The sequence below is a fragment of the Muriicola sp. E247 genome (assembly GCF_041358175.1).
Taxonomy (GTDB): domain Bacteria; phylum Bacteroidota; class Bacteroidia; order Flavobacteriales; family Flavobacteriaceae; genus Muriicola.
This window is the reverse complement of the sequence record NZ_JBGKBE010000002.1, coordinates 273,680-300,676: the sequence shown is the minus strand read 5'-3', so window position 1 is coordinate 300,676 and position 26,997 is coordinate 273,680. Positions and strand designations below refer to the sequence as shown.

At 42.7% G+C, this 26,997-nt stretch carries 24 protein-coding genes; 3 read left to right on the top strand and 21 right to left on the bottom strand.

Features of this window, described 5'->3' with window-relative positions:
* Positions 1-39: 39 nt before the first annotated feature.
* From ACA086_RS04985 to ACA086_RS04970, 4 genes are all read right to left on the bottom strand, one after another.
* A complete protein-coding gene (locus tag ACA086_RS04985) occupies positions 40-591 on the bottom strand; it encodes a DUF4251 domain-containing protein (RefSeq protein WP_371002245.1) in 552 nt (183 codons plus the stop codon).
* A 19-nt stretch (positions 592-610) separates the two neighbouring features.
* Positions 611-808 (bottom strand): lipopolysaccharide assembly protein LapA domain-containing protein, encoded by a 198-nt coding sequence (locus tag ACA086_RS04980; RefSeq protein ID WP_371002244.1) that lies wholly within the window; start codon positions 806-808, stop codon positions 611-613.
* 23 nt (positions 809-831) lie between these two features.
* Positions 832-1,656, bottom strand: coding sequence for a head GIN domain-containing protein (locus ACA086_RS04975; RefSeq protein WP_371002243.1), 825 nt, complete (start codon positions 1,654-1,656; stop codon positions 832-834).
* 65 nt (positions 1,657-1,721) lie between these two features.
* The gene (locus tag ACA086_RS04970) at positions 1,722-2,423 is read right to left on the bottom strand and encodes a hypothetical protein (protein WP_371002242.1); all 702 of its coding nucleotides are present in this window, start codon (positions 2,421-2,423) and stop codon (positions 1,722-1,724) included.
* Positions 2,424-2,631: 208 nt separating this feature from the next.
* On the opposite strand from ACA086_RS04970, the gene ACA086_RS04965 reads away from it, so the two are divergent.
* Positions 2,632-4,824 carry an amino acid permease gene (locus ACA086_RS04965; RefSeq protein WP_371002241.1) on the top strand — a complete coding sequence of 731 codons (2,193 nt, stop codon included), beginning with the start codon at positions 2,632-2,634 and terminating at the stop codon, positions 4,822-4,824.
* A 37-nt stretch (positions 4,825-4,861) separates the two neighbouring features.
* On the opposite strand, the gene ACA086_RS04960 is transcribed toward ACA086_RS04965, so the two are convergent.
* The 10 genes from ACA086_RS04960 to ACA086_RS04915 all read right to left on the bottom strand — a co-directional run bounded on the left by ACA086_RS04960 (position 4,862) and on the right by ACA086_RS04915 (position 15,158).
* Positions 4,862-6,265, bottom strand: coding sequence for an FAD-binding oxidoreductase (locus tag ACA086_RS04960; RefSeq protein WP_371002240.1), 1,404 nt, complete (start codon positions 6,263-6,265; stop codon positions 4,862-4,864).
* Positions 6,266-6,376: 111 nt separating this feature from the next.
* The gene (locus tag ACA086_RS04955; protein ID WP_371002239.1) at positions 6,377-7,477 is read right to left on the bottom strand and encodes a nickel-binding protein; all 1,101 of its coding nucleotides are present in this window, start codon (positions 7,475-7,477) and stop codon (positions 6,377-6,379) included.
* 62 nt (positions 7,478-7,539) lie between these two features.
* Positions 7,540-9,411, bottom strand: a complete 1,872-nt coding sequence (locus ACA086_RS04950) for an adenylate/guanylate cyclase domain-containing protein (RefSeq protein ID WP_371002238.1) — start codon at positions 9,409-9,411, stop codon at positions 7,540-7,542.
* Positions 9,412-9,430: 19 nt separating this feature from the next.
* The gene (locus tag ACA086_RS04945; protein ID WP_371002237.1) at positions 9,431-9,874 is read right to left on the bottom strand and encodes a hypothetical protein; all 444 of its coding nucleotides are present in this window, start codon (positions 9,872-9,874) and stop codon (positions 9,431-9,433) included.
* Positions 9,875-9,951: 77 nt separating this feature from the next.
* The gene (locus ACA086_RS04940) at positions 9,952-10,425 is read right to left on the bottom strand and encodes a hypothetical protein (protein ID WP_371002236.1); all 474 of its coding nucleotides are present in this window, start codon (positions 10,423-10,425) and stop codon (positions 9,952-9,954) included.
* 263 nt (positions 10,426-10,688) lie between these two features.
* Positions 10,689-11,144, bottom strand: coding sequence for a cold-shock protein (locus tag ACA086_RS04935; RefSeq protein ID WP_369749351.1), 456 nt, complete (start codon positions 11,142-11,144; stop codon positions 10,689-10,691).
* 374 nt (positions 11,145-11,518) lie between these two features.
* Positions 11,519-12,274 (bottom strand): SDR family NAD(P)-dependent oxidoreductase, encoded by a 756-nt coding sequence (locus tag ACA086_RS04930; protein ID WP_371002235.1) that lies wholly within the window; start codon positions 12,272-12,274, stop codon positions 11,519-11,521.
* A 239-nt stretch (positions 12,275-12,513) separates the two neighbouring features.
* Complete coding sequence (locus ACA086_RS04925) at positions 12,514-13,332, bottom strand: DUF4382 domain-containing protein (RefSeq protein ID WP_371002234.1); 819 nt, start codon at positions 13,330-13,332, stop codon at positions 12,514-12,516.
* A gap of 248 nt (positions 13,333-13,580) precedes the next feature.
* Positions 13,581-13,997: an OsmC family protein gene (locus ACA086_RS04920; protein WP_371002233.1), complete on the bottom strand. Its 417-nt coding sequence runs from the start codon at positions 13,995-13,997 to the stop codon at positions 13,581-13,583.
* A gap of 42 nt (positions 13,998-14,039) precedes the next feature.
* Positions 14,040-15,158, bottom strand: coding sequence for an alkene reductase (locus ACA086_RS04915; protein ID WP_371002232.1), 1,119 nt, complete (start codon positions 15,156-15,158; stop codon positions 14,040-14,042).
* Between the two features lie 186 nt (positions 15,159-15,344).
* Here ACA086_RS04915 and ACA086_RS04910 point away from each other — a divergent pair, with 186 nt between their 5' ends.
* Positions 15,345-15,935 carry a fasciclin domain-containing protein gene (locus ACA086_RS04910; protein ID WP_371002231.1) on the top strand — a complete coding sequence of 197 codons (591 nt, stop codon included), beginning with the start codon at positions 15,345-15,347 and terminating at the stop codon, positions 15,933-15,935.
* A gap of 41 nt (positions 15,936-15,976) precedes the next feature.
* Here the strand turns inward: ACA086_RS04910 and ACA086_RS04905 are convergent, their stop codons facing one another.
* The gene (locus ACA086_RS04905; RefSeq protein WP_371002230.1) at positions 15,977-17,215 is read right to left on the bottom strand and encodes an NAD(P)/FAD-dependent oxidoreductase; all 1,239 of its coding nucleotides are present in this window, start codon (positions 17,213-17,215) and stop codon (positions 15,977-15,979) included.
* 128 nt (positions 17,216-17,343) lie between these two features.
* Here ACA086_RS04905 and ACA086_RS04900 point away from each other — a divergent pair, with 128 nt between their 5' ends.
* Entirely contained in the window at positions 17,344-17,691 is a 348-nt protein-coding gene (locus tag ACA086_RS04900; protein WP_371002229.1) for a DoxX family protein, read from the top strand.
* Between the two features lie 15 nt (positions 17,692-17,706).
* Here ACA086_RS04900 and ACA086_RS04895 read toward each other — a convergent pair whose 3' ends face one another.
* The 6 genes from ACA086_RS04895 to ACA086_RS04870 all read right to left on the bottom strand — a co-directional run bounded on the left by ACA086_RS04895 (position 17,707) and on the right by ACA086_RS04870 (position 26,916).
* Positions 17,707-18,072 (bottom strand): DoxX family protein, encoded by a 366-nt coding sequence (locus ACA086_RS04895; protein WP_371002228.1) that lies wholly within the window; start codon positions 18,070-18,072, stop codon positions 17,707-17,709.
* Between the two features lie 88 nt (positions 18,073-18,160).
* Complete coding sequence (locus ACA086_RS04890) at positions 18,161-19,531, bottom strand: membrane dipeptidase (RefSeq protein WP_371002227.1); 1,371 nt, start codon at positions 19,529-19,531, stop codon at positions 18,161-18,163.
* 158 nt (positions 19,532-19,689) lie between these two features.
* Entirely contained in the window at positions 19,690-21,801 is a 2,112-nt protein-coding gene (locus ACA086_RS04885; RefSeq protein ID WP_371002226.1) for an elongation factor G, read from the bottom strand.
* A 262-nt stretch (positions 21,802-22,063) separates the two neighbouring features.
* Positions 22,064-22,768, bottom strand: coding sequence for a protein-L-isoaspartate(D-aspartate) O-methyltransferase (locus tag ACA086_RS04880; RefSeq protein WP_371002225.1), 705 nt, complete (start codon positions 22,766-22,768; stop codon positions 22,064-22,066).
* A gap of 48 nt (positions 22,769-22,816) precedes the next feature.
* A complete protein-coding gene (locus ACA086_RS04875) occupies positions 22,817-24,697 on the bottom strand; it encodes a CocE/NonD family hydrolase (RefSeq protein WP_371002224.1) in 1,881 nt (626 codons plus the stop codon).
* 47 nt (positions 24,698-24,744) lie between these two features.
* Positions 24,745-26,916, bottom strand: a complete 2,172-nt coding sequence (locus ACA086_RS04870; RefSeq protein ID WP_371002223.1) for a DUF5916 domain-containing protein — start codon at positions 26,914-26,916, stop codon at positions 24,745-24,747.
* Positions 26,917-26,997 lie beyond the last annotated feature (81 nt).

Genomic DNA, 26,997 nt, shown 5'->3' with positions numbered 1-26,997 from the left:
TAGTACTATTTTTTTGCTTGTCGGAAATATCATCACGACTTATTCTTCAGCTAGTGGTTTTGCCGTCCCGCTATAGCGAATAGAGGACCTGTGGGTGCTGTTTACGTTGATATCGGCCTTGCCGGAGGGAAAGAGCGTAAGGAAGAATTGGAGGGATTCTATTTCATCCTTTATCCTGAACTCAATTCGATATGAATCCTTTTTCTCGTCCTTTTCAATCTGATATTCTTGGGGAATCCCCTCTACTTTTATCCCTACATCGCTGTCTCCATACCTCCCCCCAATCTGCCGTTCGCCAAAATAAGGCAAAGAAACAAAGACACTGTCGCCCTTTACCCTGAGATAATTGGAGTTGCCAATCAGATCGATCCTGTTGGCATTGCTGCCCGGCATTAACAAACCGGAATTCGCCACACTGGTAATACCCCTTGTCATAAGGGGAAAGGCCCAGGTAGACACTATTTCAAAAGACCTTCCGGCAACCAGTTCATCAAGAGCTAATACTGATGCTTCTGAAGCCTTCTTATCAGGGAGTGACCCGCAGCCAGATATTAAGGCTATCATTAATATAGTAGCGTATATGTATTTCAAAACCTGCATCTTATGCAATTTACAAAGAAATCTTTTTAGTAATGGAAACCAGGATGCCTACCAGCACCCCTATCCCAAAACTGCCCAGGATGATGAGTACCCTTGACATGGACAATTTCCAGAAAAGAAAATTAACGTTAGTCACTTCCGAATTCTGAACAGAGAAAATCACAATCAGGGTGACGAATACAATGGCAATTAAAGTCTTAAATCTCATGGTATATTCCTTTCAAAAATCTTTTACCTTTTTATAATCTTCGATTTATCCGTAAACCCTTTGACTTCCACATTTGGATTTCCATAAACATAAACATTACTGCTCCCCTGGGCATACACCTCGATGTTTTTGCTGGCATTTACATAAACATCCGCGGAATTTGAAGTATAGAGGTCTGCTGAGCTTACCTTCATTTTTCGGGCGTCGAGTTTTGACGATTTTTTTAAGTTAAATGCAGCATAATCCGCCTCCCCATCGAGCGTCAGATCTGCAGAGTTGTTTACGGTTACCCGCACATTTTCTGTTTGTACGTCGGCCTTCATATCTGTGCGATCATTCATTATAATGGTGGTATTCTCTGAAATTATACTGAGTTCCCCTCCCGCATTTCTGTGTAAAGTGACTGTAACATCATCCGCCTCTATGCCCAATTCAAATTTACTCGAATTATAACCCACCAGGTAAAATCGTTCTGCCCTGATAGGATCTTTTGAAATCACCTTTGCGTCATTCTTAAGCATAAGGTGTTCGAGGTAACTGACACTAAGATAGATATCTAATTTCTTTTTGCTCGTGATATTATGGGTGGTATAAACCCTTAATACACTGTCTACCACATAAAACTGGACAATATCAACCAGGTTGGCGTCAAGGTCCATGATAAAGGAATTTTTTGCCCCCGGAATGAGGTTAACTTCCAGTCCGTCATCAATTTCCAGCGCATTAAAAGTGCCCTGTATCTCCCGATTTACCTGGATGACTTCCTTATTTCCCTGAATCTTTGGTTTCTTCTGAGCTATCAGGGCTGTACTCATAAGGAGTAATAAAATTGCTATAGAATTTTTCACGATTATTTAATAATATTTAGTTTATAAGATAGTTCTTTCTATGGGCTTTCTATTCGAAAACACTTTTAATTTAGTTGTCCGTCTGCATAAGCTACCGACTCAAATTCCTGTGCGCCTTTTAAGTCCTCAACCCAGTTCCATGAAGTGTAGAGGGTAATAGTTACAGCGTTTGTACCCGAGTCGAATGTAGAAGCCTCCATTTGCCAGATGATATGCTCTGCTTCAGGGAAGGAATTCCCTTCCAGGTTCTCATCGAATAGTCGGTTCATAATGGTAAATTCATCCATTCCATCCTTTAAAATCCTGCAAAGAAAGGAGGGACTTGGGGTATTCAGATTGATCTTAGAATCGGGATGAGAAGAAGAGATTTTCAGGACCACTTTTGCAATATCGGGAGAAGGAAAGTTTCTGGGAAAGGTCCAGTATAACATACAACCCACGTGAAACAACTCCTCATGCAACGACAGGTCTGAGTACTCCACCCACAGGGGGTCTTCCTGCATCTCGTTGGCCAGGTTTTTGCGCTGGCCTTTGTTGAGTTTATCACCCAACCAGAATTCCAGTACTTTTTCCACAGCTTCTTCCTTTTCAAAATCTGAAAGTGCCATAGAGGCCATGTCTTTTAAATCATCTTCCGGAATTTCCTCAACTCCATCGTATTCCAGATGATGCAGAAGTCCTCGAAATTGTTCTCCCTTCCAGGCCCCGGGTATTTCCTGAACAGTTTTTAACTGGAGTATCTCTACAGTATATTTGTTATTTGGCATAACCCTATTTTGGTGTTGTTGCGGCCTTCATATGTTTTGAGATTTACCGTTTTAAAATGCAGACAAATGTAATTTGTTTTCCATGTATTTGTGTTAAAATAAATTGATATAAAATTCGGTTTTTTGTTACAAAAATCATTGTGTCCTTCCCTTTGATAGAGGATTATGCCTATATTTCACTTGTTAAGCTGATCGAGACCAACCACGCATGGAAACCAACGCTACCCGACTAAAGAAATTTGGCACTTTCGGAGGTGTATTCACCCCTACCCTGCTCACCATTCTCGGGGTGATCATGTACTTGAGGTTGGGATGGGTAATTGGTAATGCCGGCCTCCTTGGCGCATGGCTTATTATAATAATTTCTTTTGCCATCACCCTTTGCACGGCTCTTTCCATGTCTGCAATCACCACGAATATCCGCATCGGGGCCGGAGGGGCTTACGCTATCGTTTCACAGGCGCTCGGCCTGGAAGTTGGGGGTAGCCTGGGGATCCCCCGCTATGTTTCCCAGGGCCTTGCGGTCACCATGTACATTTTTGGTTTTCGAGAAGGTTGGCTGGGAATTTTCCCTGACCATAACCCCTTTCTTGTTGACGTACTTGTCTTTGGAATACTATTTGGAATCGCTTATGTAAGTGCGAACCTGGCGATAAAAACCCAGTACATTATTATGTGCGTCATCGTACTTTCCTTTGTTTCCATTATCTGGGCAGCCTATGAGGGATCCATGTTCCAGGCTAACGAAGATGTGCTTCGTTTTGGATCATTTAAAGGCTCGGTGGAGAATAATTTCAGCGGGAGTAATTTTTGGATTGTCTTTGCGGTCTTTTTCCCTGCAGCCACAGGAATCATGGCGGGAGCCAATATGTCCGGAGAACTAAAAGACCCAAAAAAAAGTATCCCTGTGGGTACCCTGTGGGCCATTGGGGTGAGCTTTGTGATCTATATGGCATTGGCCTACTGGCTGTCACGAAGTGCCACCGAAGCTGAGCTGATTTCAGATTACTATGTAATTGTTGAAAAAGCGGCCTTTGGTCCTTTGATTATCGCGGGAATTCTGGGTGCCACATTTTCTTCTGCCCTTGCCTCCATTGTAGGATCTTCCCGTATATTATTTGCCATGGGCGAACACAAGGTACTGCCCTATTCCAAATTTATTTCCGGACAAAGTGCCAATGGCCAACCCAGGAATGCCATGATCATTACCGGCATCCTGATTTTTGCCACTATGTTGCTGCGAAATATCAATGCCATCGCCCCCCTTGTCACCCTTTTCTTTTTGATCACCTATGCCATGATCAATATTGTAGTAATCATCGAACAAAATCTGGGGCTGATCAGTTATCGTCCTGTATTTAAAATACACCGCTGGGTTCCGTGGATCGGACTCATCTCTTCGGTTTTTGCCATGTTTATCATCAACCCTACGGTAAGCCTGCTGTCGGTACTGATCGTATTTGTTGTGTACTGGTATCTATCCCGGCAAAACCTGGAAACACCGTTTGAGGATGTGAGATCAGGCCTGTTTGTATCCTTCGCCGAATGGGCTGCCAAACACACCTGGGGAATGAAAAAAATGCAGCAGCGGGCCTGGAAACCGAATTTAATGGTCCCAGTAAGGGATATAAATGGCGCCAAAGGAATCTTCGAGTTTCTCAGGAATATTGCAAAACCCAAAGGCTCCATTAAACTGCTGGGAATTGAACCTTATTCGGAGAAAAGTACCCTGGCCAGGCAATTAGGCAATCTTTCTGAATCGTTCCGCACCAAGGGCGTTTTCTCCTCCTGGACGGTCATCCATACAGAAGAGTTTACCAAAGGGATCAACTACGCGAGTCAGGCCCTGCAAGGAGCCTTTTTTAAACCCAACGTGGTCTTTCTCAACCTTCAAGAACACGACGATTACGAAAAGGAAGTGCGGCCCATTATCAAAGAATCCATCCGGCTCGAGACCGGGGTCCTGCTCTATGTGAGTCATCCTACGGCCCTGCTGGGAGAGCGGAATATGATCAACGTCTGGATAAGCGACCGCCAGGACAACTGGAACCTGGGCTGGGATATCGGGAATCTGGATCTTTCCCTTTTGATTGCTTATAAATTAAAAACCAATTGGAAGGCCCAGATCAGATTGATCACCGTCATCAACAACCCAAAGGAGGAGGAGAACGCAAAGAACTTCCTCAACTCCCTGATCAACCTTGCCCGTCTCCCTATGACCAAAACTGAAGTTTTTGTCGGGGAGTTTAAAACGATTGTTGAGAATGCCCCTTCAGCCGACCTGAACATCTTTGGAATGGAGGAAAACCTGAGCTTTCGGTTTGTAAAGGAAATGGTGTACAAAACCAATAGTTCCTGCCTGTTTGTGAAAGACTCAGGTCATGAAAGTATCCTGGCTTAGGATTATTTTAGCAAAACACTTTAATAATTATAAAAACTCAGGCTGTAGCTGTATCAGGTGCAATATTCTGATTTACCCTGAACAGGTTTCCCGCATCGTATTTTGATTTAATTTTTTGCAAACGGGCATAATTGTGCCTGTAACTGGCCTTTACCCTTTCCTGCCCTTCGTCATTCATCATAAAATTGGAATAGGCGCCTCCCGAAGAATAGGGATGCAATGCTTCCCAATAGTCTTTACACCATTGTGTGATTTTCCCTGCGTTGGCAGGATCCGGGTCTACGCCGACAATCACGCCTGAGTACTTCGCATTCCGATAAGCCCAGGGGGTGTCTTCAGCACCTACCCTGGCTGCAGCCCCTGTAATGGGGTACAAGTGCATCTGGGAAAGAGGTGTTGGAATTTCGGAACCAAATTTCAAGTGCTGGGCACTGACGTCTTCATTCAGGTCGTTAAAGAAATCGCCTCGCCAATACCATTGAAAACCGGAAGGCAGTAACCCATCGAACATGGTCTGAATTGATGGATAAGGCATTTCCCCCACATGCTGAAACAACGGATTCATGGCCATTATGGGTTTAAACACTTCTTCTGCTTTTGCCAAATCACCCGTATAGCACCAGACAATTCCACAAAACTTTTTGAGGTGTAGCGATTCCGGAAAAGGAGGACCGGGAATCACCATGGTGGCAAAAAACCCATTGAGGTCTTCAGGAGCCGCTTCGATAAAGGAATGGTACCAGGCCATAATTTCCTGAGTTTTTTCGACCGGCCATAAGGTGGGACCCCCGAAAACCGTTTTAACAGGATGAGCCTGAAATTTAAAAGAGGTTACTACTCCGAAATTTCCTCCTCCGCCTCGAATTGCCCAGAACAGATCCTGGTTCTGGTCCGCATTTACAGTGACGAATGAACCGTTAGCCAGTACCATATCTGCTTCAAGAAGGTTATCTATGGTAAGGCCGTATTTGCGGGATAAATGGCCAACACCTCCCCCGAGGGTGAGTCCGCCTACCCCGGTAGATGAAATGATCCCGGCAGGAATAGCCAGGCCAAAAGGGTGTGTTGCATGATCTACTTCCCCCCAGAGGTTGCCTCCACCTACGCGGACAGTATTATCTGATGTATCCACTCTGACATATTTAATCCCCGATAGGTCGATCACCATTCCTTCATCACACAAGCCAAGGCCACCTCCATTGTGGCCCCCACCTCGTATGGCGAGTAATATATTATTTTCCCTGGCAAAATTTACGGATGCAATGACGTCTGCAACATCAACGCACATAACAAACATACCGGGCGACTTTTTGATCATCCCGTTGTATACCTTACATGTTTCTGTATACTCAGAATCTGAAGGGAATACCGTCCTTCCCTTTAGTTTAGCCTGGAAATCAGTAAGAGTTTCCTTGCTGAGGTCTTTAATTGTTTTGGTCATAACTTTGTTGGATTAGTTTTATCCAAAGCTACTATAACCTAAAATCCAAGGCCTCTAAAATTCATTCAAAGAATGGCACAAATCAATCGTCAGGAAAAATTTGTTTTAAATTCAGACTAATCTGGCATATTTAGAAGGGAGAATACCATATTTATCATGGAAACACTTGGTAAAATACCCGGCACTGTTAAATCCGGTTTCAAAGGCGATCTCAGCGATATTACCCTTTTGTTGATGTATTAGTTCCAAGGCTTTGTGGAGTCGGTATTCCCGCATAAAAACACTGGGGGCTTTTCCGGTTAGCTTTTTGAGTTTACGATATATCTGGGAAGTACTGTTGCCCAGGCTTTTACTCATTTGGGTAAGATTAAAATCAGAGGAGTTCCAGGTAGATTCGCAGAATTCCACTAATCGAAGTAAGAATTTTTCTTCCCTTGGAGTGAGGATCCTGATCACTTCATTGTCAATTATAGCATTTCTGTTCTCATTCTCATACAATGCTTTAATAGAGGCGGTTACGATGATTTCGTCTTTCATCAACTCACACATTTGCGTCGCCAGATAAACGGCTTCCGAGAAAATGCCCTCCTTATCTGTGACGGGCAAGCCGGGACAGAGTCCGATCTTTAATCTTTTGTGTTCGGAATCAATTTTGGGATAGCTGTATTTAAATTTCGACTGGATCTTTAGTGCACAAATGACCGCATTGGAAACTGAATTAAAAGAAACCAGATAGGATTTGTCATTTTCCCTTACAATATTCCCTTCGTACTTTTCGAATGCCTTGGAAGCGCTTTGATGGAATTTCTGAGTAAAAATTGAAAGCTGTTTCCCTTCGAGCCTGTTGAGGAAATTAGACGCTTCTATCACCATGATGACTCGAAATGCAGGATCATCAATAATATTGAGCTCCTGATCTTCCGCTTTTTCGGGATCCTCTATTCTGCCCAGGAAGGATTCGACGAGATGCGCATCCACCTCAATGATTTGATGTGGAAATTCGCCATGAGCATGGTTATGCATTTTTTGAATGGCCTCCTTGTTCGGAGCTTCAATTAAACAGAAGGCAGTATGTCTCTCACTGTCACACCAATAGGTCATCCCTTTACAGCCATAGAGGTGCTGTACTTTGAGGTCTTCCTGGTGCATTTTTGCCACGTGTTCCGGTTTTATCTCATCGGGAATATCGTGGCGATCCATATAAATGGGCATGCTGAACTAATTTTTAATAAGATAGGAAATTCTTATGATCTAAACTTTTAAATCTTCTTATTTTAATCACTATTAGGATCACTTTCAGAACCACTTAAAACTGCCGACTTTGACTTCTTCTGCTTCCCCTTCACGAAGTACATTTTCATCCTTCCTTTGTTCCTTACTTCAAATTCTCCTCTTAACTCACATTCAAATTCGTCTTTGATCAATTCGTAAGTAGATTCACTGATATTGATCTTTCCCTTTTCAGACATTTGTTCCATTCTTGCAGCTACGTTTACGGTATCGCCCCAGATATCATAGGAAAATTTATCATGGCCCACTACACCGGCTACAACAGGACCTGTATTAATCCCCACCCTCATCTCAAAACTAGGCTCACCATCTTTTCGCTTTGATTTCATTTCCTTAACAAAAGCAAGGAACTCTAAAGCAGCTTTTACCATCTTTACAGCGTGGTCTTCAAGAGGTTCCGGCAGGCCTCCAGCACACATGTAGGAGTCCCCTATGGTCTTGATCTTTTCGAGACCGTATTTTTCGATAATATCATCAAAGGCACCGAAATAAACACTGATGGAATTGACAAGCAGCTCAGGATCTGTACGTTCTGAATGGGCTGTAAAAGAGATAAAATCGGTAAAGAGTACGGAAACGGACTCAAATTTATTTGCTTTTACTTTCCCGAACTCCTTAAGTTCATTGGCGGTTTTCTCCGGCAGTATATTCAGCAATAACTTTTCTGATCGTTCTTTTTCTTTTTCGATGACCGCATTCGTTTTTTTGATGTAGATATTTCGCCTGTACAAAGCAATGGCCAGCAGTAAAATAAAAAAGAGGGCAATGGCCGTTGCAATCACGATCACTCTTTGGGTTTTACGTCTCTGGTTGAGGAGGTCTACTTCAATCTGCTTTCTTGCCAGTTCGTTATTGGCCATTTCCTGTACTTCACTTATATTTTGTACACTATCCCTGTAAGCGATATGATTTCGGTAGTATTTAAGGGAGGCTGAATAATATCCGGTTTGTTCAAATAATTCTGAAAGCTTTAGGTAGATCAGACTTATTTCTGCTTTAAGGCCATAATTCTGCGCCATCTTCAAAGCCCTCAGTGAAGAATTGAAAGCCGAATCCCAATCATTATTTGCGGCGTATATATCAGACATACCGGTAAGGTATACCGATACAGCCCGGTAATCACCAATCTCTTCTAATTTGGTAATCGCCTCTGCGATATAGGCTTCTGCATTCTCATATTGCCCTTTTTGAGCGTAGGCGAGTCCTTTATTTCCTTTATTGTAGGCTATATAATTCTGCTCACCCAATTTTTCAAATATAAGTCCTGAACGAGCGAAAAGCAGGAGTGCAGAATCCGGTTGTTGCCATTTTAGATACTCATCCCCCAGGTTTTCCATAGAGATCGCATAATTGGTCTGGTCCAGATCCTTCAGGATTTCCAGAGCATTAGAATAGTACTCAATAAGATTCTGTTTATTATCCATGCCCGCATAGACCCCCGCAATGGCTATATAGGCTTTCGCAAGTTCCTTCTTATTTCCTATAGTGGTGATCTGGTCTACAGCCTTAAAATAACTGTTGAGTGATAGACTGAGATCGCCTTTTGTTTCAAAGGCATTCCCCTGCTGGAGATATGCCCTGAAGATCCCCATAGTAGAATTTAATTCCACAGCTTTTTCCAACAGAATTTCACAATATTTTAGGGACTCGTCAGGATCCGGACTATTTGCGGCAATATCACTTAGTATATTAATAAGCTGATCATCTTCGTAGTTACCCGACTCATAAATCAATACTAAACTATCAGCAATTTTCTGGTTTTGTGCATAACCGACCTGACAGAGAAATATAACCAGCCAGAGGAAACGGAATATCCGGGCCCTTGAGCAAAAGGAAGGTAATTGTTCTTGCCTCATGATTGATTGGTTTTATTCTTTAATCCCCTATTCTGATCCTGGAAGTGATCTGGTGTACCTTGTTGAGGTTTCCTATTCGGAAATTAAGTTCATAGACATAGTACTCCTTTCCTCCCCTGATGACCGTAGCCTGAGTGTCTTCTGTTCCCTGTATCAGGTTTTTACTGAATATCCTGGGACCCCTGATGTATTCCAAACTTGTAATACTTATCGGGACATCCGGTTCCGTAAGGGACATAATATCCCATTGGATATGATCACCAACCTGGGCGAAGAAGGTAAAGGGACCGAACTCTCCAGAGTCCAATACTCTTGTATTCTCGCTTGTGGACCAGTGTATTGCATTTTCCGGAGAGGCATTTTTAGTATCAATTTGTATTTTAATCTTGTGTACTTCCTGGGCTATGGTCATGCTCACACAGAAAAACATAAGAAATCCAATATGAGCGTTGAAAGATCTCATAAGTTTCGATTCTATAAGGATTCATTACTCCAAATTAACTTCTATAAGTATACTTTAATTCACGCAATGCCTGATATCTATTTGACCCTGATTTTTGGATCGAGGTAGTATTTGCCCTTTTTCTTTACCTTAAATTTAATGCCGTAAATGTAGTCCGGTTTATCAATGGTAGTTTGTCTTACCCTATTTCTAACTTTTCTTCCGAACAAACACCTGCGCAAATTGGATTTGTTAAAAATGTTAGTCCCTGACAGGTAGTGGATTTTTAGGATTTTTACAACATCTCCATCGGTAGTTCGTCCTTTCCATTTTAGTTTTTTTCCATTTTCCACTCCAATAGTAAAATCCTTAGCAGTTAAGTTTTCCAGGACTACAGCGTTGGGTTCGGCCATAAAGGCACAGCCTCCGGGTGCATTGGGATTATCGCCGAGTTGAGAAACATCGACGGTAAGGATAATATCCACAACATCGTCTTTTTGGCTGAATAGAGAAATGCTGATAAAAAGGAAAACAAAACAGAGTAAAGAGGGAAGTCGATTTTGAGTCTTCATGATTATTGGTTTTAGGTTGGCGCGTTTCCCCAGCGAATCGATGCCGGGGGCTATACAAGATAAGGAATTCTCATGATAAACTTATGCAATAAATCACTAATGACATTGTTAATCAACACCTTACAGACTAAGTAGTAGTAGCCTGAAATCAAAAACAGGAAGATATCCCTGCCCCAGCATTGCCTAATTAGACTAATTGAAATAGGGTATAAACCTTGCCATTTAGGCAAAAGATGGTGCTAGGAGATGATAAATGAAATAAGCTAGACTTGCTTTACACGCACTGCATTCATGCCCTTCATTCCCTTTTCAAGTTCAAAGGAGACCGTGTCGTTTTCCGCGATCTCATCGATGAGTCCGCTCACATGTGTAAAGTACTTTTCCTGAGTTTCCGAATCGATAATAAATCCAAAGCCTTTGGAGTTGTCGTAGAAAGAGACTTTCCCCTTGCGTACAGGATCGAATGGTTCTTCATCACCTTCTTCCTTTTTGGGGATACCCAGAACAATATCTTCGGCTTCAATCTCCACTTTCTGTGAAGGATCCGGTGGGGTGTCCACGAGATTACCATTATGGTCTACATAGGCTAAAGGAATTCCCTGAGGATTTTCTTTAGCGGCCAGTTTTCTGGCTTCTTTTTTCTTTCTTTTCTCCTCTTGCTTTTTAAGGCGTTTTTTTTCTCTTTCCCCCTTACTATAGGTCTGCTGCGATCTTGCCATTCTTGATTTTAAGTGTTTAAAGGTAATAAGTCTCCTTTCAACATACAAGGAATTGTCCTGCTTTCCAAATTCACAGATAAAAAAAGAGCGCTCTTAGCGCCCTTTTTAATTGGTTTGGTTGGTTATGATCTTCAGTTAGTCCAAAACTCCGATGCTGGCTTTTAACTAAAAATCTAACTTCTTTTGAGAAAGCTTGGTATAAAATACAGGACTTTCCGGCTAAAATTCGAAAGCAAAAAAAGGGAATAAGAATATTTCAGATCAGGTCAAACGGACGAGTGAGGGCATTTTTTGTCCGAATGCACGAGATTAATTACCGATTGAATTATATTGAATTTAAGAAAGAATAGAGTTATAATTCAGGAAAACTTAATTTAATGGATATAACTCCCGGCATTTATATCGATGGTGGTGCCTGTGGCGTGATCCATAGCGCCCGAACACATAAATCCCACCAGGGGGGCAATATCGGTGACCTCCGTCAGTTGATTTAAAGCAATTTCACCCAGCACCTTTTCCTCCCCGTATTCGCGGATAAACTGCTCTGCCATTGCCGTTCTGGTAAAGCCGGGGGCGATGACAAAGGATTTTATATTCAACTTTCCAAAGGATCTGGCAACACTACGAGCCAGGGAGGTCAAGCCTCCTTTTGAAGCCGCATATGCCAGATATTCTTCTGTTTCGCCCCTAAAGGCAGCTCTGCTACCTATATAGATCAATCTGCCTGCTTTTTGTTCTTTGAAATGATCAAGGGCCAGTTTTGTCAGCAATCCTGCCGAATCGAGATTTACCGCAAGGGTCTGCTTCCAGATGTTAAACCAATCATCTACTGCCATGTTGGTTGAATGAGGTGTAAAAACCCCTGCATTTAATACAATGGAATCCAGGCTCCCAAGAAAGTCCAAAGCCATTTTGAACAACTGAGGTACGGTATCGCTGTCGGAAAGATCAGCCTGCAGGGCTCTTGCCCGGTCTGCACCGTATTTAGCCACCAGGGCATTGGCCTTTTCTTTTCCAGAATAATAATGCACTCCTACCCTCGCCCCCTGTTTGAGCAGTTCTTCAGCAATGGCAAATCCGATTCCTTTAGATGCCCCTGTTACCAGAATGTTTTGTCCTTTTAAGCTCATATCTGAAATTTTAACTCCGTCAATTCAAGGTATCAAAATACCCAATAAAAATGAATCCCATAGATTTTCTTCTCCCGACATACTAGCCAAGGCATTGATCAGAAGTCTGAATGAGTTCTTTGAACGCAGTCTTTAATGAAACTGTTAGGACAACTAATCCGAATTGCAATTAAGTCTAAGAAATATTTAATAAAAAAAGCGGGGTTGACGCCCCGCTCTATTTCTAATTTATTGTCTCTCTATTCCGTTGGTTCCAATTCAAAATCAACCCTTGTCGAATTTCCGGAAACTACAGATACCATCTCTACAAACTGACTTATATACCCTTCCAACTCGGCCATGACTTCATAGTCACCAGCATCAAGTCCAAGAATCATATAGCCTCCCGTCTCATCAGTAAAGGAACTGGTCACTACTTCACCTTCCCTCAGAATTGAAATCTGAACACCTTCCAGAGGCACAGATTCCGCTTCTATAAGGCTTGTCACCATGCCCTGTATGGTACCGGCAGTAGTTAGGTTACTCACCTTGATCACTGGCTTAAAGATAAACCCGTTAAAGGATTCGGGTCTTTTGATATTCCCCCGGGCTACAAATGACCTGGAGACATCAAAATCAAATAACAGATCAGCCGACAGCCCTCCCGCAACAACCAGAGGAGGATCGACAAATAATTTGATACCCGACTGCTCACCACTAGGTACTTTCAGATCGTATGCGGTCATTTCCTCGTCATTCAGAACTACATTGATTCCTTTCACATAAACCTTAAAAAGATCGTATTCGCCGGCGGGAATCTCTGTATCGACTAGGTTTTCAGTAACTCCGTTCGTTAGATCCAGAAGATTAACTGTGATTTCCTCCTCCATAAGTACGATATATCCGTTTCCGGAATCATCGTCCATCATACTATCTTCACCGGTGTCTTCTTCATCTTCATTTTCACCCTTCTCTCTTGCCTCAATTTTAAATACCGTCACATTGGCTTCCGCAATCATATCATGGGGAAAAGGGGCATCCGTTAACTGAATGGTAAGTCGGCCCGTTTCTTCTGTCATGGATTCTGATTCAGAGCAACCTAATAAAACGAATAAGCTGCATACCCAAACCCAAAGATGTCGTGTTTTCATATCTACAATTATTTTTAATTCAATTCAATTGAATGCTAAAATTACCCTAAACTCCAGTTCGAACATAGATTCTGACGGCTTTTTCGATGAATTACAGCGGTTGTTTTGAGGTTTTTTTACAAACAAGAGAAAAAAAATGGGCATAAAAGCCCATTCCTTTCTTAGAGGTCAATTTGCTAAATCAGATTAGCATTTAAAGTGATCTCAGCATTTAATAGTTTTGAAATCGGGCAAATCTCTTTTGCTTTTTTTGCCACTTCAGCAAACTTGTCCTTATCAATACCGGGCACTTTTCCCTCAAGGTCCAAGGTCACACCGGTAACACTACCGTCCTCGAAATGGACGTGGGCGTTTACAGACAATTCATCGGGTGTAAATCCGGCCTCCCCGATCAAAAAACTGAGTTGCATAGCAAAACAGCCAGCATGGGCAGCACCTATGAGTTCTTCAGGATTGGTTCCTTCACCGTCCTCAAATCGGGTGTGAAAAGAATATTGGGTATTGTCTAAAACTTTGCTGTCTGTGGATAAGTGTCCTTTTCCGTCTTTTCCGCTACCCAACCATTGGGCTTTTGCATTTCTTGTAAATTTCATGGTATCTGATTTTTAATTCTCACTAAATTACGAATAAGTCTACTATTGTGTCCCGCTCATTTCGGCAGTATTTTTCTCATAATCGAGATATCCCTCCTTGCCGGGGGTATAAAAAGTACTTTGGTCCCATTCTGCCAGGGGAACATTTTGTTCGAAGCGTTCTACCAGGTCCGGATTAGAAATATAAGGCTTTCCAAAAGCTACGAGATCTGCATGCCCTGCTTCAAGTATCTCGTTCCCGGATTCCTGATCAAAGCCATTGTTGATCATTAGGACGCCTTTGTAGATGGGTCTGTAATGTTGGGCTATATTCGTAACGGCATATGGCAAATCAGAAACATCTGTAAAAGGTTCAGACAGATGCAAATAAGCCAGGTCGTACCTATTTAGCTTTTCTACAATATAATCAAATGTAGGAATGGTTTCTTTATCCATGGTCATGCCAAAAGAACCGTGCAATGAAGGGTTAAGCCTCACTCCTATTCTGTTTTCCGGTAATTTTTCCCTAACAGCATCTAGTACATCAAAAAGGAATCTTGCCCTTTTTTCAATACTTCCTCCATAATCGTCTGTTCGCTTATTACTCGATTTATTAAAAAACTGATGGAAAAGATACCCATTAGACGCGTGGATTTCTATACCGTCAAAACCGGCCTCTACCGCATTTTCAGCTGCCTGGGCGAAGTCCCGGATAGTCTGATGAATTTCATCGATCGTCATAGACTTTGGTTCAACTGTATCCTTAAACCCATCGGGAGTGTAGGATTGTTCCTCCGGGTTGATTGCAGAAGGAGCCAGAGGAAGTTTACCATTGTGAAAATCAGGATGTGACATTCGGCCCACATGCCATAACTGAATGAAAATACGACCTCCTTTTTTGTGTACTTTTTCTACAACTTCCTTCCACCCTTTTATTTGTTCTTCAGAATGTATTCCCGGAGTATTTACATATCCGACGGCCTGCTCTGAAACCTGGGACCCTTCCGTAATTATGAGTCCGGCCGATGCCCTTTGAGCATAATATTCTCCCTGTAATTCTGCAGTAGGCTTGTTCTCTTCATTGTTTGCCCTGCTTCTGGTCATCGGGGCCATAACTACACGATTTAGCATGGAAAGAGGTCCGAGATTAACAGGTTTTAATAATTCTTGTTCTTTTTTCATATGAGCTATTTCATTAGTTTTTAAAGTTCTACTGACTTCAAGAAATCTAAATTTATGAGAAAACGGCAAGAAACAACCTACTTTATGTTATGTTTAACTTTTTAATATATATTTTAAACAATATTTAATACTTCTCCTTGTTTGTTCTACTTATCTTCGGCCTATAACTAAAATGAATAATAAATTATGAGAATTTTAAGTACCATTATGCTAGCAGGGTTAATGATGATATCCTGTGGCGAATCAAAAAAAGAAAAAGACAATGCAGAAGAGGCTGTCGAAATGGCCTCTACCGAAATGGAAACACCTGTTGAAGAGCCTATGGTTACGGAAACAATTGTTGGTGTAGCCAGTGGAAATGAAAATTTTAGTACGCTTGTCGCTGCTGTCCAGGCGGCCGACCTGGTTGGAACACTGAGTAGTGACGGACCTTTCACGGTCTTTGCCCCTACCAATGACAGTTTTTCAAAATTACCAGAAGGAACCGTAGAAAGTTTGCTACAACCTGAAAACAAAGCCGCTTTAATCAATTTGCTTACCTACCATGTAGTTGCAGGAGAATTTTCAGCAGCTGCGGTTGTGGAAGCGATAAATAGTAATGACGGATCATTTGTAGCTGAAACCGTGCAGGGAGATAAGTTAACACTGACTCTCGATGGCGAAAACGTTAAACTGATCGATGCGCAGGGTAATGCCAGTATGGTTATCATGGCAGATGTTCCTGCTTCCAATGGGGTAATCCACGCCATCGATGCAGTGGTTATGCCAGCAGAGTAGTACTTTTTCAGATAAAAACAAACCGCCTTTTGGCGGTTTTTTTATGCCTGAACTTCTAGGTTGTCGATCATCGCCCGGGCAGCTCTTTCTCCACTGATTATGGCTGCATTGGTTGAACCATAAAGTAAATGATCTCCTGCTATATAAATGTTTGCCCCCGATCTTCCTTTTTTCTCGGTCCATTCTGTCGATAGTGAATCCAGGGCGGGCAATGCTTTTGCAATGTTGTATCGTTTAATAAAGCGGGGATTCTCAATTCCGCAAATCCTATTTAATTCATCTGTTACCCTGCTGATCAATTCTGTTTCTTTGAGCTTGTGTCTTTTTACTACAGTTACAGAGAGCAATTCACTGGCACCTTTCTGAATATTTGAAATACTTGTGGGATAGAAGATATTGTTGATCAGGGAATCGGACTCCGTAATTAGTCCTATAATGGGCTTTTTAATGGTTCTGACTTCAGTTTCAAAGTACAAGGTATCGCAACTCAGCCATAACACAGCTCCTGAATCACCCGGCAGGAGATCACTTGATGACGCAGCGACCAAAATACCATCCGCAGGAACAGAACTGCCGTCTGCTAAGGTCAGTTTTCCTTCTTCTAATACGGCTACGGGAGTATTGTAGTGTATAGTTGTGCGCTGAAGTCGCTCAATTAATTGCCCTGCCAAAGCACCCATACCGCCTTCGGGAATTGTAGCATATCCCCTACCAAACATTTTAAACACAAACTGAAACATTCGACAGCTGGTTTCTAATTCAGTTTCAAGAAATATTCCCGTAAAAAAGGGTTTAAAAAATTTATGGATAATCCGATTAGAAAACCCCATACGACTAAGAAATTCTATCGTTGGCATTTCTTCTGAACAAAAGATCTCCTTATCCGTCTGTTGCTGTACACTCCTGTGTAGTGACCACAATAAGTAAATATCCCGCAAATTTGCAACACCCGAAACCAATGTGGGCCACAAAAAGGGAAGGTGCCGACTGGGATCACCAAGGGTAGTTGTCTTTCCCTCGTTAAACAGAATGGCTCCTGGTAAGATTTTCCGTAATTTTAATTTGTCGTAATCAAAGTATTCCATGGCTTTCGGATAAGCATCCAAAAGAACCTGGAATCCGTGATCGAGCTGATATCCTTCAATAATATCCGTCTTTATCCTTCCCCCTGGTGAGTCGCTTGCTTCATAAATCACCGGATTAAACCCTGCTTTTTCAAGATTTAATGCAGCAATGAGTCCGCTTATTCCGGCTCCGACGATATAAATTTTCTCCTTCATATTTTTAGAGGCTAAATTTACATTTTTCCTTAATCATCACCTCGATCTTAGCGTCCAAACCCCAGGTAAAGCTTCTCTTCAAATTGGGTATCTTTGCCGCCTAATCAAATGGCAAGATATTCTTCCCTATGAAAATTGATGAATTTCTGGGTTTATTCCTGGCTTTCTCTTTCCTGTTTTTTGGTTTTAGTTGTTTTTTCGCTCCGCGGATGAAAAAGGAGTTTGAAAGATATGGCCTACCGAAACAGAGGAAATTAACAGGTATTTTACAATTACTTGGGAGCGCAGGGATATTTTTTGGAATGTTCACCGGTCCTGCCCTGAGTCTAATGGCTTTAGCAGGGCTTACAATACTGATGTCACTTGGAGTTATCGTCCGGATAAAAATCAAAGATCCCTGGCTAGCGGTCCTGCCAGCTCTCACCTATGCTGTTTTGTGTGGGTATTTATTTTATGCTATACTGCCTCAAATGTGACCCTCCCACTTCTTATCATCCATAAAAAATGATGATCAGGCACAAGGCCAGAAAGAGAGAAGCAGGAAACGACTTGATGATGGGGTCATTTATTCTGAAATGCATCGAAATTGATCCGGCCAGAAGGAGTGCGAGCCCCGATGCTGCCGCCAGTTTCAATTCGGGAAACCATATGGCCGCTAAAAGCATTATTGCCAGAATTACTTTGAGGGTTCCTACAACGTAACAAAACCATGCGGGAAGTCCGTAAACCTTAAATTCCTCCAGGATGGTTTTTGCATCCCCCCCACGCCAGCGTGTTGGTTTATTGTATTGAATCAACCATACATTGAGAATGCTCAGACCTACAATTCCTTGCAGTACTTTAATTAAAATTTCCATAGCTCATTTGATTTTTGAGTAAGTTAAATAAAATCATCAACTCTGCCTGATCCTTTTCCTTACTTTATTTCTATAGTATCTCTTCGGGCTAATTAAAATTCCGACTGAGAAATCGATCGCCGTTTTCACTAAAGATCCTTTGTATAATCTCATCGGCACCAATTCTGTTCTCAGGAAGCTTCAAAGAAACGTTTTCCATATAATTATAGGCATGCCTTTCCAGGAAATCCGCCAGAAAGGGCAATTCTTCGGCAGTCCAGAAGCCATTCAGGGAATCTATGATTCCGTCAAAATCGGAACCTATAGCCATACAGTCCCAGGCAAACATCTCCCTCGAATCGAGGACCATTAGTATATGCCTGATCTGATTCCAGAGCAGTTCAGACCTGTAGTGCATGATTTTATGGCGCTTTACAGATTTCTTGGTGTCTTTTAATGTCTGTTTGTTGGCAATTCTCCTCTCATCAAGCTGCAGGCCTATTATTCCGCCAGACTGAGCTATTCTGACCAATTCCTCATCAAAAAAATTGATAGCGACAGGATTGAGAACGGCTGCTGTTTCCAGATGAACTGGTGTTGGATCTTCGAAAGACCGAAGACCATTACAGGCGCCATGGCTCACAATAACGGGAATATCTTTGAAATCATCTCCCCCATTATCCAGCATGTCATAATACTCCTTCCTGGCGTTGATACTCATATGTTTAATATCGGGCAGTATCCTTTGGCCATCAGTATTATCAAGCATTTGCAGCAGGACCTTCTTTCCAAGGGAAGTGAATCCTTCCCCAAGGCCCTCCTCCTGATCCGTATATTTTAAAATGACACCGGTAAGACTCGGAGCATGCCCACAGATGTGATTCCAGAAGTGGTGAGCCACGGTAATAAAAAAGGGCTTAAATTCCCAGTGCCTTACAGTGTTTAGGTTCTGTAAAACTTCATCTTCTGTCGGCGTATTCCCCAGGCCTGTATTGAGTACATGCAACCCTTCAATTGAAATAATTACGGCGATTGTTCTGATCTTAGTGGCAGTTTCTTCTTCCCGATACCTTTTGATGTCCTCGTAATTCCTGACAAGTTTATAACGAATTTTATTCCCCGAGATCCTGAAAACTTTTCCGTCTAATTGCCTGTAATACTCGTATTGCAGAACAATATCCTCAAAATAATCCTGAATACCCTGAATATGGTCTACCCGTTTAGCTCCAATGCCGAGGGCAAAATTTGAGGCAAGGTCGAGAATCAATTCATTTTTCATCCTGTTTCGGATGAACCATTTCTCAAGGGGGTAAAGCGAAACACAGACTGTGGTAACCCCTCCCAGTGTCAGCGCAGTGAAATTCGACTGGGAGAATTTGGTCAGGCCACTGATATAATTGAGTATTTTATCAAAAACAGAGGGAGGATCGTAGTACCAGATACTCTTTTTCCTCCTCCTGTCTGCTGTATTCTCACCCACCGGCAGAGCATTAAAACTCTTTCCAAAAGGTTTTAATGAAGGGTGGCAATGAAAGTCTATATAGTTGTTATCGTTTCTCAAATCCTGACATGCCGAATCCTATTCCACTTGGTTTTCATTCGGAATTAATGAGCGTAAAGCTCCCGTTCTTTTATTTCTTATTTATCATGTGATCCGACCAGGTCTTGCTGGATATGCTTAGGTACTGCTTTAAAAGAGGAAAAGACGGTACTGAAAGTGGCCTTCCCCTGTGTAAGGGACCTTAGGTCTGTTGAATACCTGAAGAGTTCAGCTTCGGGTACCGCACATTTCAGAATCTGAAAATGATCAATACTATCAATTCCCTGGATAATCGAACGCCTTGATTGCAGATCGGTCATCACACTCCCCACCGTTTCCTCCGGCACCCTAACGGTAACCTCCTGTACTGGTTCAAGCAATTTAGGGTTTGCATTTAAAAATGCTTCCTTGAACGCATGGGCTCCGGCGATTTTAAAGGCTATGTCATTAGAGTCTACCGGGTGCATTTTCCCATCATAAACCATAACCCTGACATCCCTTATAAAAGATCCCGTAAGCGGTCCTGATTCCATAACCTCAAGAATACCCTTTCGAATAGAAGGCAGGAATCTGATGTCGATCACTCCGCCAACGATACAATTGTAAAACACAAGTTTTCCACCCCATGGCAGGTCGATTTCGTCCTTTCCCCTGATATTAAACCCCTGTGGTTCAGGCATACCTTCCGTCCACGGTTCGATCTTTAAATGCACCTCTGCAAACTGCCCTGCACCGCCGGATTGCTTCTTGTGGCGATAGCTGGCAGCTGAGGATCGCTGGATAGTCTCCCTGTAAGCAATCTTCGGAGCTTCAAATTCTACTTCAATACCGTAATTATTTTTCAGGCTCCAGTCGATGGTTGCAAGATGAAGTTCTCCCTGGCACCCCAGAATGAGTTGCCTTAATTCTCTGGAGTATTCAATAACTGCGGTTGGGTCCTGACTGTGAATCTTTTTAAGGGCTTCGCTTAGTTTCTCTTCTTCCTGTTTATTTTTTGCATTTACCGCCATTCGGGTTCTGGAGTCGGGATATTGAATAGGCTTAATGGTTACAGGGGCACCCTGCACATGGAGGGTGTCATTTGTTTCGGTGTGTTTCAATTTCAGACTCGCTCCGATGTCACCTACGGTTAGTTTGTTGACTGGCTCCCTGTTTTTGCCGTCCATTATGAATAGCTGGTTGAGAACTTCCGTTTCCCCGTTTCGGGAATTTACCAACTTGTCATTGACATTTACCTCTCCTGATTTTACCTTAAAAAAGGTGATTTGTCCCAGGCTGGGCTGAAAGACCGTCTTAAAGACAAACAAGGCAGTAGGTGCTTCCTTTTTTCGTTCGATGGTCTTTCCTTCTACGGATTGCTCCTGTTTGAGATCGGCTGCTGCAGGGGCCACATTATCAATAAAACCCATGAGTCGGCCACTGCCCATATCCTTCAGGGCTGAAACACAAAACACAGGGAAAAGTTCGTGGTTGAGCATACCGGCCTTTATCCCCATCCGCATTTCATCTTCATTAAGTGTCCCTTTCTCAAAAAACAACTCCATCAAGGCTTCATCATTTTCGGCTGCTTTTTCCACCAGTTCGTTATGCAACATATCTGCACGTTCCTTCTGATCTTCGGGGATAGGTAGTTTTTCTGGTTTTCCTCCTTCCGGACCAAACTTATAACACTTCATTTTCAGGACGTCGATGATACAATGTGCGCCATCCATTTGAATTGGATATTGAATTAGAACCGCATTATTACCCACCAGGTTTTTAATACTTCTAAAACTCATGTCGAAGTTGGCATTGAGGTGATCCATCTGATTGACCACAAAGACGGTAGGTTTCTGATACTTATCGATATAGTTCCAGATGATCTCCGTGCCTACTTCTACTCCATTTTGCGCATTGATCACTGTTAGTATCGTATCAGCAACCCTTATGGAAGAAATAATCTCCCCGACAAAATCATCCAGCCCCGGAGTATCTATAATATTGATCTTGTAATTTCGCCATTCAGTATGCAGTGGAGTTGCAAAAACAGAAGTGCCTCGTTCATGTTCTATTTCATGATAGTCAGAGATCGTATTCTTATTCTCAACGGTTCCCCTTCTGTTGATCAATCCGGCCTCGAAAAGCATCGTTTCAGACAAGGTTGTTTTTCCACTTTGATGTGCTCCTACAAAGACCACATTTTTGATGTGCTTATCGTCGTATATTTTCATAATGCTGGAATTTTAAGTCGTTTCATTAAATCGGAATATGACAGATGAAACAGGAGTTTATAACCTCTGTCAGACGCAATTGAAAATGGAAGAAGAACGGTTCTGTAAGCATTCTTCAAAACCGGAATCAATGCTTACTAATTTACTCTTTTTCCCCTTAAAAACCTCACATTTGATCCATTTTTCCCAATTTAATTTTCAATAAATGGAAGCGGACTTTACCCGGGCTGGATGGTTAAAATGTATAGAACAAATTATTCCCTCAACGGTTCCTTACAAAAGGAACAAAACGGACATCCATCAGGGATTTTGTTTTTATTTTTCCCTTCTTTTTAGTTAGTTGGATGAGTTGCCTGACACCCCTGTGGGGGCCAACCGGAATGATCATTATTCCATCCTCAGATAACTGGTCGATTAATACAGGTGGGATTGTTTCTGCCCCTGCCGTAACTATAATGGCATCAAAAGGTGATTTCTCCTCCCATCCAAAATAGCCATCCCCGGCTTGGATTTGCACATTGTGAATATTGAGGTTTTTTAAATGGCGAGAGGCCCTTTCGGCAAGGGAAGGAATGATCTCAACAGTAAAGACCGTATCTACTATCTGCGAAAGCACGGCTGCCTGGTAGCCTGAGCCTGTACCTATCTCTAATACCCTGTCAGATCTTTTTAAACGCAGGGCCTGGGTCATAAAGGCAACCATAAAAGGCTGGGAAATAGTTTGTCCGTCGCCAATAGGCAAAGGCCGGTCGTCATAAGCATAGGGTTTTTGTGAAACAGGAACAAAAGCTTCCCGGGGAATACGGGCCATAGCTTTTAAAGTTTCTCTGTCTGATATCCCCCTGGGGATAAGCTGTTCACTTATCATCTGCTGTCTCTTCTCCGCAGGGCTTTCCTGTCCGTAGAACGGAGCAAGTAAGAGAAGGTAGAAAAGTAATGTCAGCGAAATTCTCAGTACAGGTTTCATTTCTAAATGCTTTTCATTTAGGTCTGACCTGTATATTTCTATTTAAACTTAATCAGAGATCACAGGCAAACTAATTTGAGAGGGGTATTCCCGCGAATGATGAATGGTATTGGTCGCAACCACCCCTTCTTTTTCATCAAAGTTATTTCCTCCCGTATTTAAATTTCTGGCAAATCGGGGGAAATTGCTACTCGACACTTCAATTCTGATTCTATGTCCTTTTTCAAAATAATTACTGGTCGACATAGGTGTTAGATCAACCCGATACACATTTCCACTTTCCATAAAAACCTCTTTGTCATAACCTTCCCGATATCGAACTCTCTGAATGGTTTCGTCAAGGTTATAGGCCCTTCCATCGGGGTAAACATCAATGAGTTTTATGGTGAGATCTGTATCCTTAACATCACTCGATAAATAAAGGGTCGATTCAATAAAACCACTAACTTCTATCCCTTTATCCAGGATATCGGAGGTGTAGACAAGGATATCGTTCCTTGTCTCCATCCCTTGTTGATCAAAAGCACCCCCTCTAACGGCATTGCCGGTACAACAAACATTCCCCCCATATGATGGAACAGGGTTCATGGGGTCATACATAAAAGTATCCGATGCTTGGTCAGCTGGCTTTTCGAGGCTAAGTTGTCCATCTCCGTAAAGGCTGTTGGCCTTCCCTCCACTGTGGAGGTAATAGGTAGTCATTTGGGCCTTTTCAGGAGGCCAGGTATCTGAGGAGTTCCATTTGTTGATCCCCATGGTATAGTACTGAACCTTCGGAATATCTTTCTTAAAGCTATTGGTTTCACCCTTCAGCCAAAGGTCGAACCAGGCATAGATCTGTTCTTCATAATTCAATCGGGCATCTCCTACCGACCGTTCTCCCACAATAGTATTCTCCGTAGCCCTGGTATAAGCGCAATGCAGGGTAGGTGCAATCACCAGGTACTGGTTGTCTCTCACTGAGGCATCCTTGGCTGTTTTTCTAACATGGTTGTAGAGAGCCAGATTAGGACTTATAGATACGTCGTACCAGCTCGCAAACCAGAATCCGGGAATATTGATCTCCATATCATCATGGTAAAGACCACCCTCAAACCAGGCCTTATCATTGGGTTTTCTCCTCACCATTTTGTCGAATATTTCCTTTTTCCCTGAAATATTTTTGGTAAAATCCTGGATAGGTAAATGCCTTAATGCCTCCGACATATCTACGGCTGGGTTTTCAGGAGCCAGATCGTAAAACCTTGAAATTCTGATCAGGTCTTCCTGTGTTGCTCCGGCGGGGATTCGCGGTTTAAACTTATCGTGTTCCACTCCGTAGAGCCAGGCAAAAAAGAGCATTTGCTCTGCTCCTCCCCTATACCAGTTCCCTTGTTCGTAAAAGTCCCCGACACGACCAACGCCAGCTCCAAATGCCTGTGGTACCATGGCGCCCAGAGAGGGATGGTCAAGGGCTGCAACGGCCATCTGCCATTCCGCAGTAGATGAACAACCCAGAAGACCGATCTTTCCGTTAGACCAGTTCTGGTCGGTCATCCAGGAAAAAGCATCATACCCATCTGTAAGAGGAACTCCAAGGATGTCCCACTCTCCTTCCGAGAAATACCTTCCCCTTTCATTCTGAACTACATAGGCATAGCCCCTCTTTACCGCCTCCAGCGCCCTGGCTGCCGTTCTGGTTCTCTGTTCCCCATCACCCCAGGAGTTAAAATTATATGGGGTCCTTGAAAATATGATCGGGACTTTCTGATTTCCTTTTGGCCTGTAAATATCTGTGGCCAGACGAATCCCATCTCGCATGGGCATCATTATTTTCTGATCAATAATTGCTATTTCACTTAGTTCTTCCAGGACTGAATCCTGACTATAAACCGTTGTCAGACCTAAAAAGAGAAATAAACAGATGGAAATACGGAAAAATTTATTCATAATGTGGTTTTGTTTTGCAGTATTTATAAATATAGAAATAATTTGATTCAGGGATTAAACCAATAAGTAAGTTTAAGGGTAAGGCTCCAGGTGCTTCCCGAAAATGGCTCTAATCGTTCATTTTGAGTAAAGACCAGAAAAAGATCCGAAGCCGGTTGATAGCGCCATTGAAAACGGGAATTGAGATTAAAATTCCGCGTTTGTTCATTGTACTGAAACAGAGTAGCCCAGAAAAGCGTATTGCTGAAAGTGATATCTGCCTTTGATCCTATCAACCAGAATTGGGTAGTATTCCATGGGGCCGGCAAGGTGATATGATTATAGCTTAAAGCCGAGCTCAGACTTACATAGGGCTGGAATCTGTACCCCATTTCATTACTGAAGTTGATACGCGTGCCTTGTTCATAATAACCGCCAAAACTGCTGTCAAAAGAGTACGTAAAAAGAGCTTGTGGTTTAGAATTATATAGCAGTCGAAAGGTGTTCCAGTGGTTTTTCTCACCTGCTGCCAGGTCTGGCTTCCCGGTTCGTGTAGGATCGAACGGCGCTAGTAATTCCACATATTCATTTATCCACTGAAAACGCAACTCACTTCTGTTACGATAATTTAGACTGTAGCCAAAGGTGTTCTGATAGTCTGTATTCTTAAAATTGTTATTAAAAAAATGACTCAGGTCCAGGCGGGGTCCATGACTTACCAGGGGACCTTTATCCGGAAAAAAGAGGTAGCCGGCATAGCCGCTTAGTCGAATATAGTCCTCACGAGGCACGAATCCCACTTCTGCCGAATACCCGGTTGATATCACCTCTTCCTGTAGCCCCCAGGACCACTGTCGGTTGTTGTACGACAGGTTTGCCGCCTGTGCAATGCCCTTATTTTCTTCATCCGGCGCAAATGACTTGAGCAAAAAGGCCTTGCCACTCCAAAGGTTATCTGAAGAAGCCAGGTTGTATTCCACCCCCAGGTTCCTATTGTATTCGGGAAATAAAGTCTTTAGAGAATCCTGCTCCGTTGGATAATTAAAAGACTGCTTGTTTACAAAGATGAGACCGATATTTGATCTGCTAAAAACCTTCCTTTGCAGGGAGAGTACGCCAAAATTCTGCGCAGGCCTTCCTTCGTCTTCAAGAGAAGAAGTCTGTATATCCATGAGTCCCAGTCGCCAATCCTCATTGATGTTTCCACTCACCCGCGCCCCTGCATCAATTGGGACTCCAAGTCCAATACGCCGTGAAAAAAATGGTCTGATGGTTGAATATCCAAAGTTCGCAAACAGGTCGGCATTTTCCAGGAAAAACTGTCTGCGTTCGGGGAAAAAGAGCTCAAAACGATCCAGGTTCGTAACCTGCCTGTCGACCTCCACCTGAGAAAAGTCTGGATTAACCGTCAGATCAAGATTTAGGGATGAGGTCAGACTCAGCTTGATATCTCCTCCAATTTTTCCATCAGTGGTTTGGGAACCATCTGGCTGAGAACGTATCTCACCAAGGACATAGGGAATGATGGACATATTAAATTCAGGAGCTGGTGGAGGAGAATCCCATACCAGTGTTCCGGCCAGGGCGAGGGAAGAGGTAGGGAACTGCCTCCCAATGGGGGTCCAGCTCGATTTCTCGCTGGTTTTCAGATCCAGTCGGCTAAAATTGATCCCCCATTCCTTAACTCCTTTTTCATATCGGATCGATTTAAAGGGCAGGGCCATTTCGAATACCCATTTTTCCTCATCTCGTTTTACTACAGATACCCACTTACTATCCCAGCTGAGATCTACCGCACTACCACTGTACATGGTCCCGTCCCACTGAGCTCCGGCAGCATTGGCTCCAAAGGTGAATCCTGTGGTTTGATTGTTAAACGGATCGAGGAATAATAAAAAATTATCATTCTTCCCAAAACTGAAATCCCTCCTTAGCGACTCTACATAATTTGGTCCCAGGGAATCGTTGTAAAATGTGGCAAGGAGATAAATATTCTCATCGTCATAGGTCATTCGAATTTCTGACCGTTGGGTAGCCTTTCCTTTGTCCATAGGCAAGACCATAAAAAAATCTTTTGCGACATCAGTTTCAGTCCAGGCAAGGTCGTCCCCTTCTCCATCAACCTCAATAGCATACCGGGTCTTTTTTATTTTTATGGTGAAATCGGCATTCTGTTTTTGGCCTGAACAAATTAATGTAAACAGGAGTACAAAGACGAGATGATACCCTGATTTTATCATAGATGGCGGTTGGTTGATCGACCTTACAATACGTATTTCAATGGGCGATAGGCACCTATAAATATACTTGAAATACCCCAG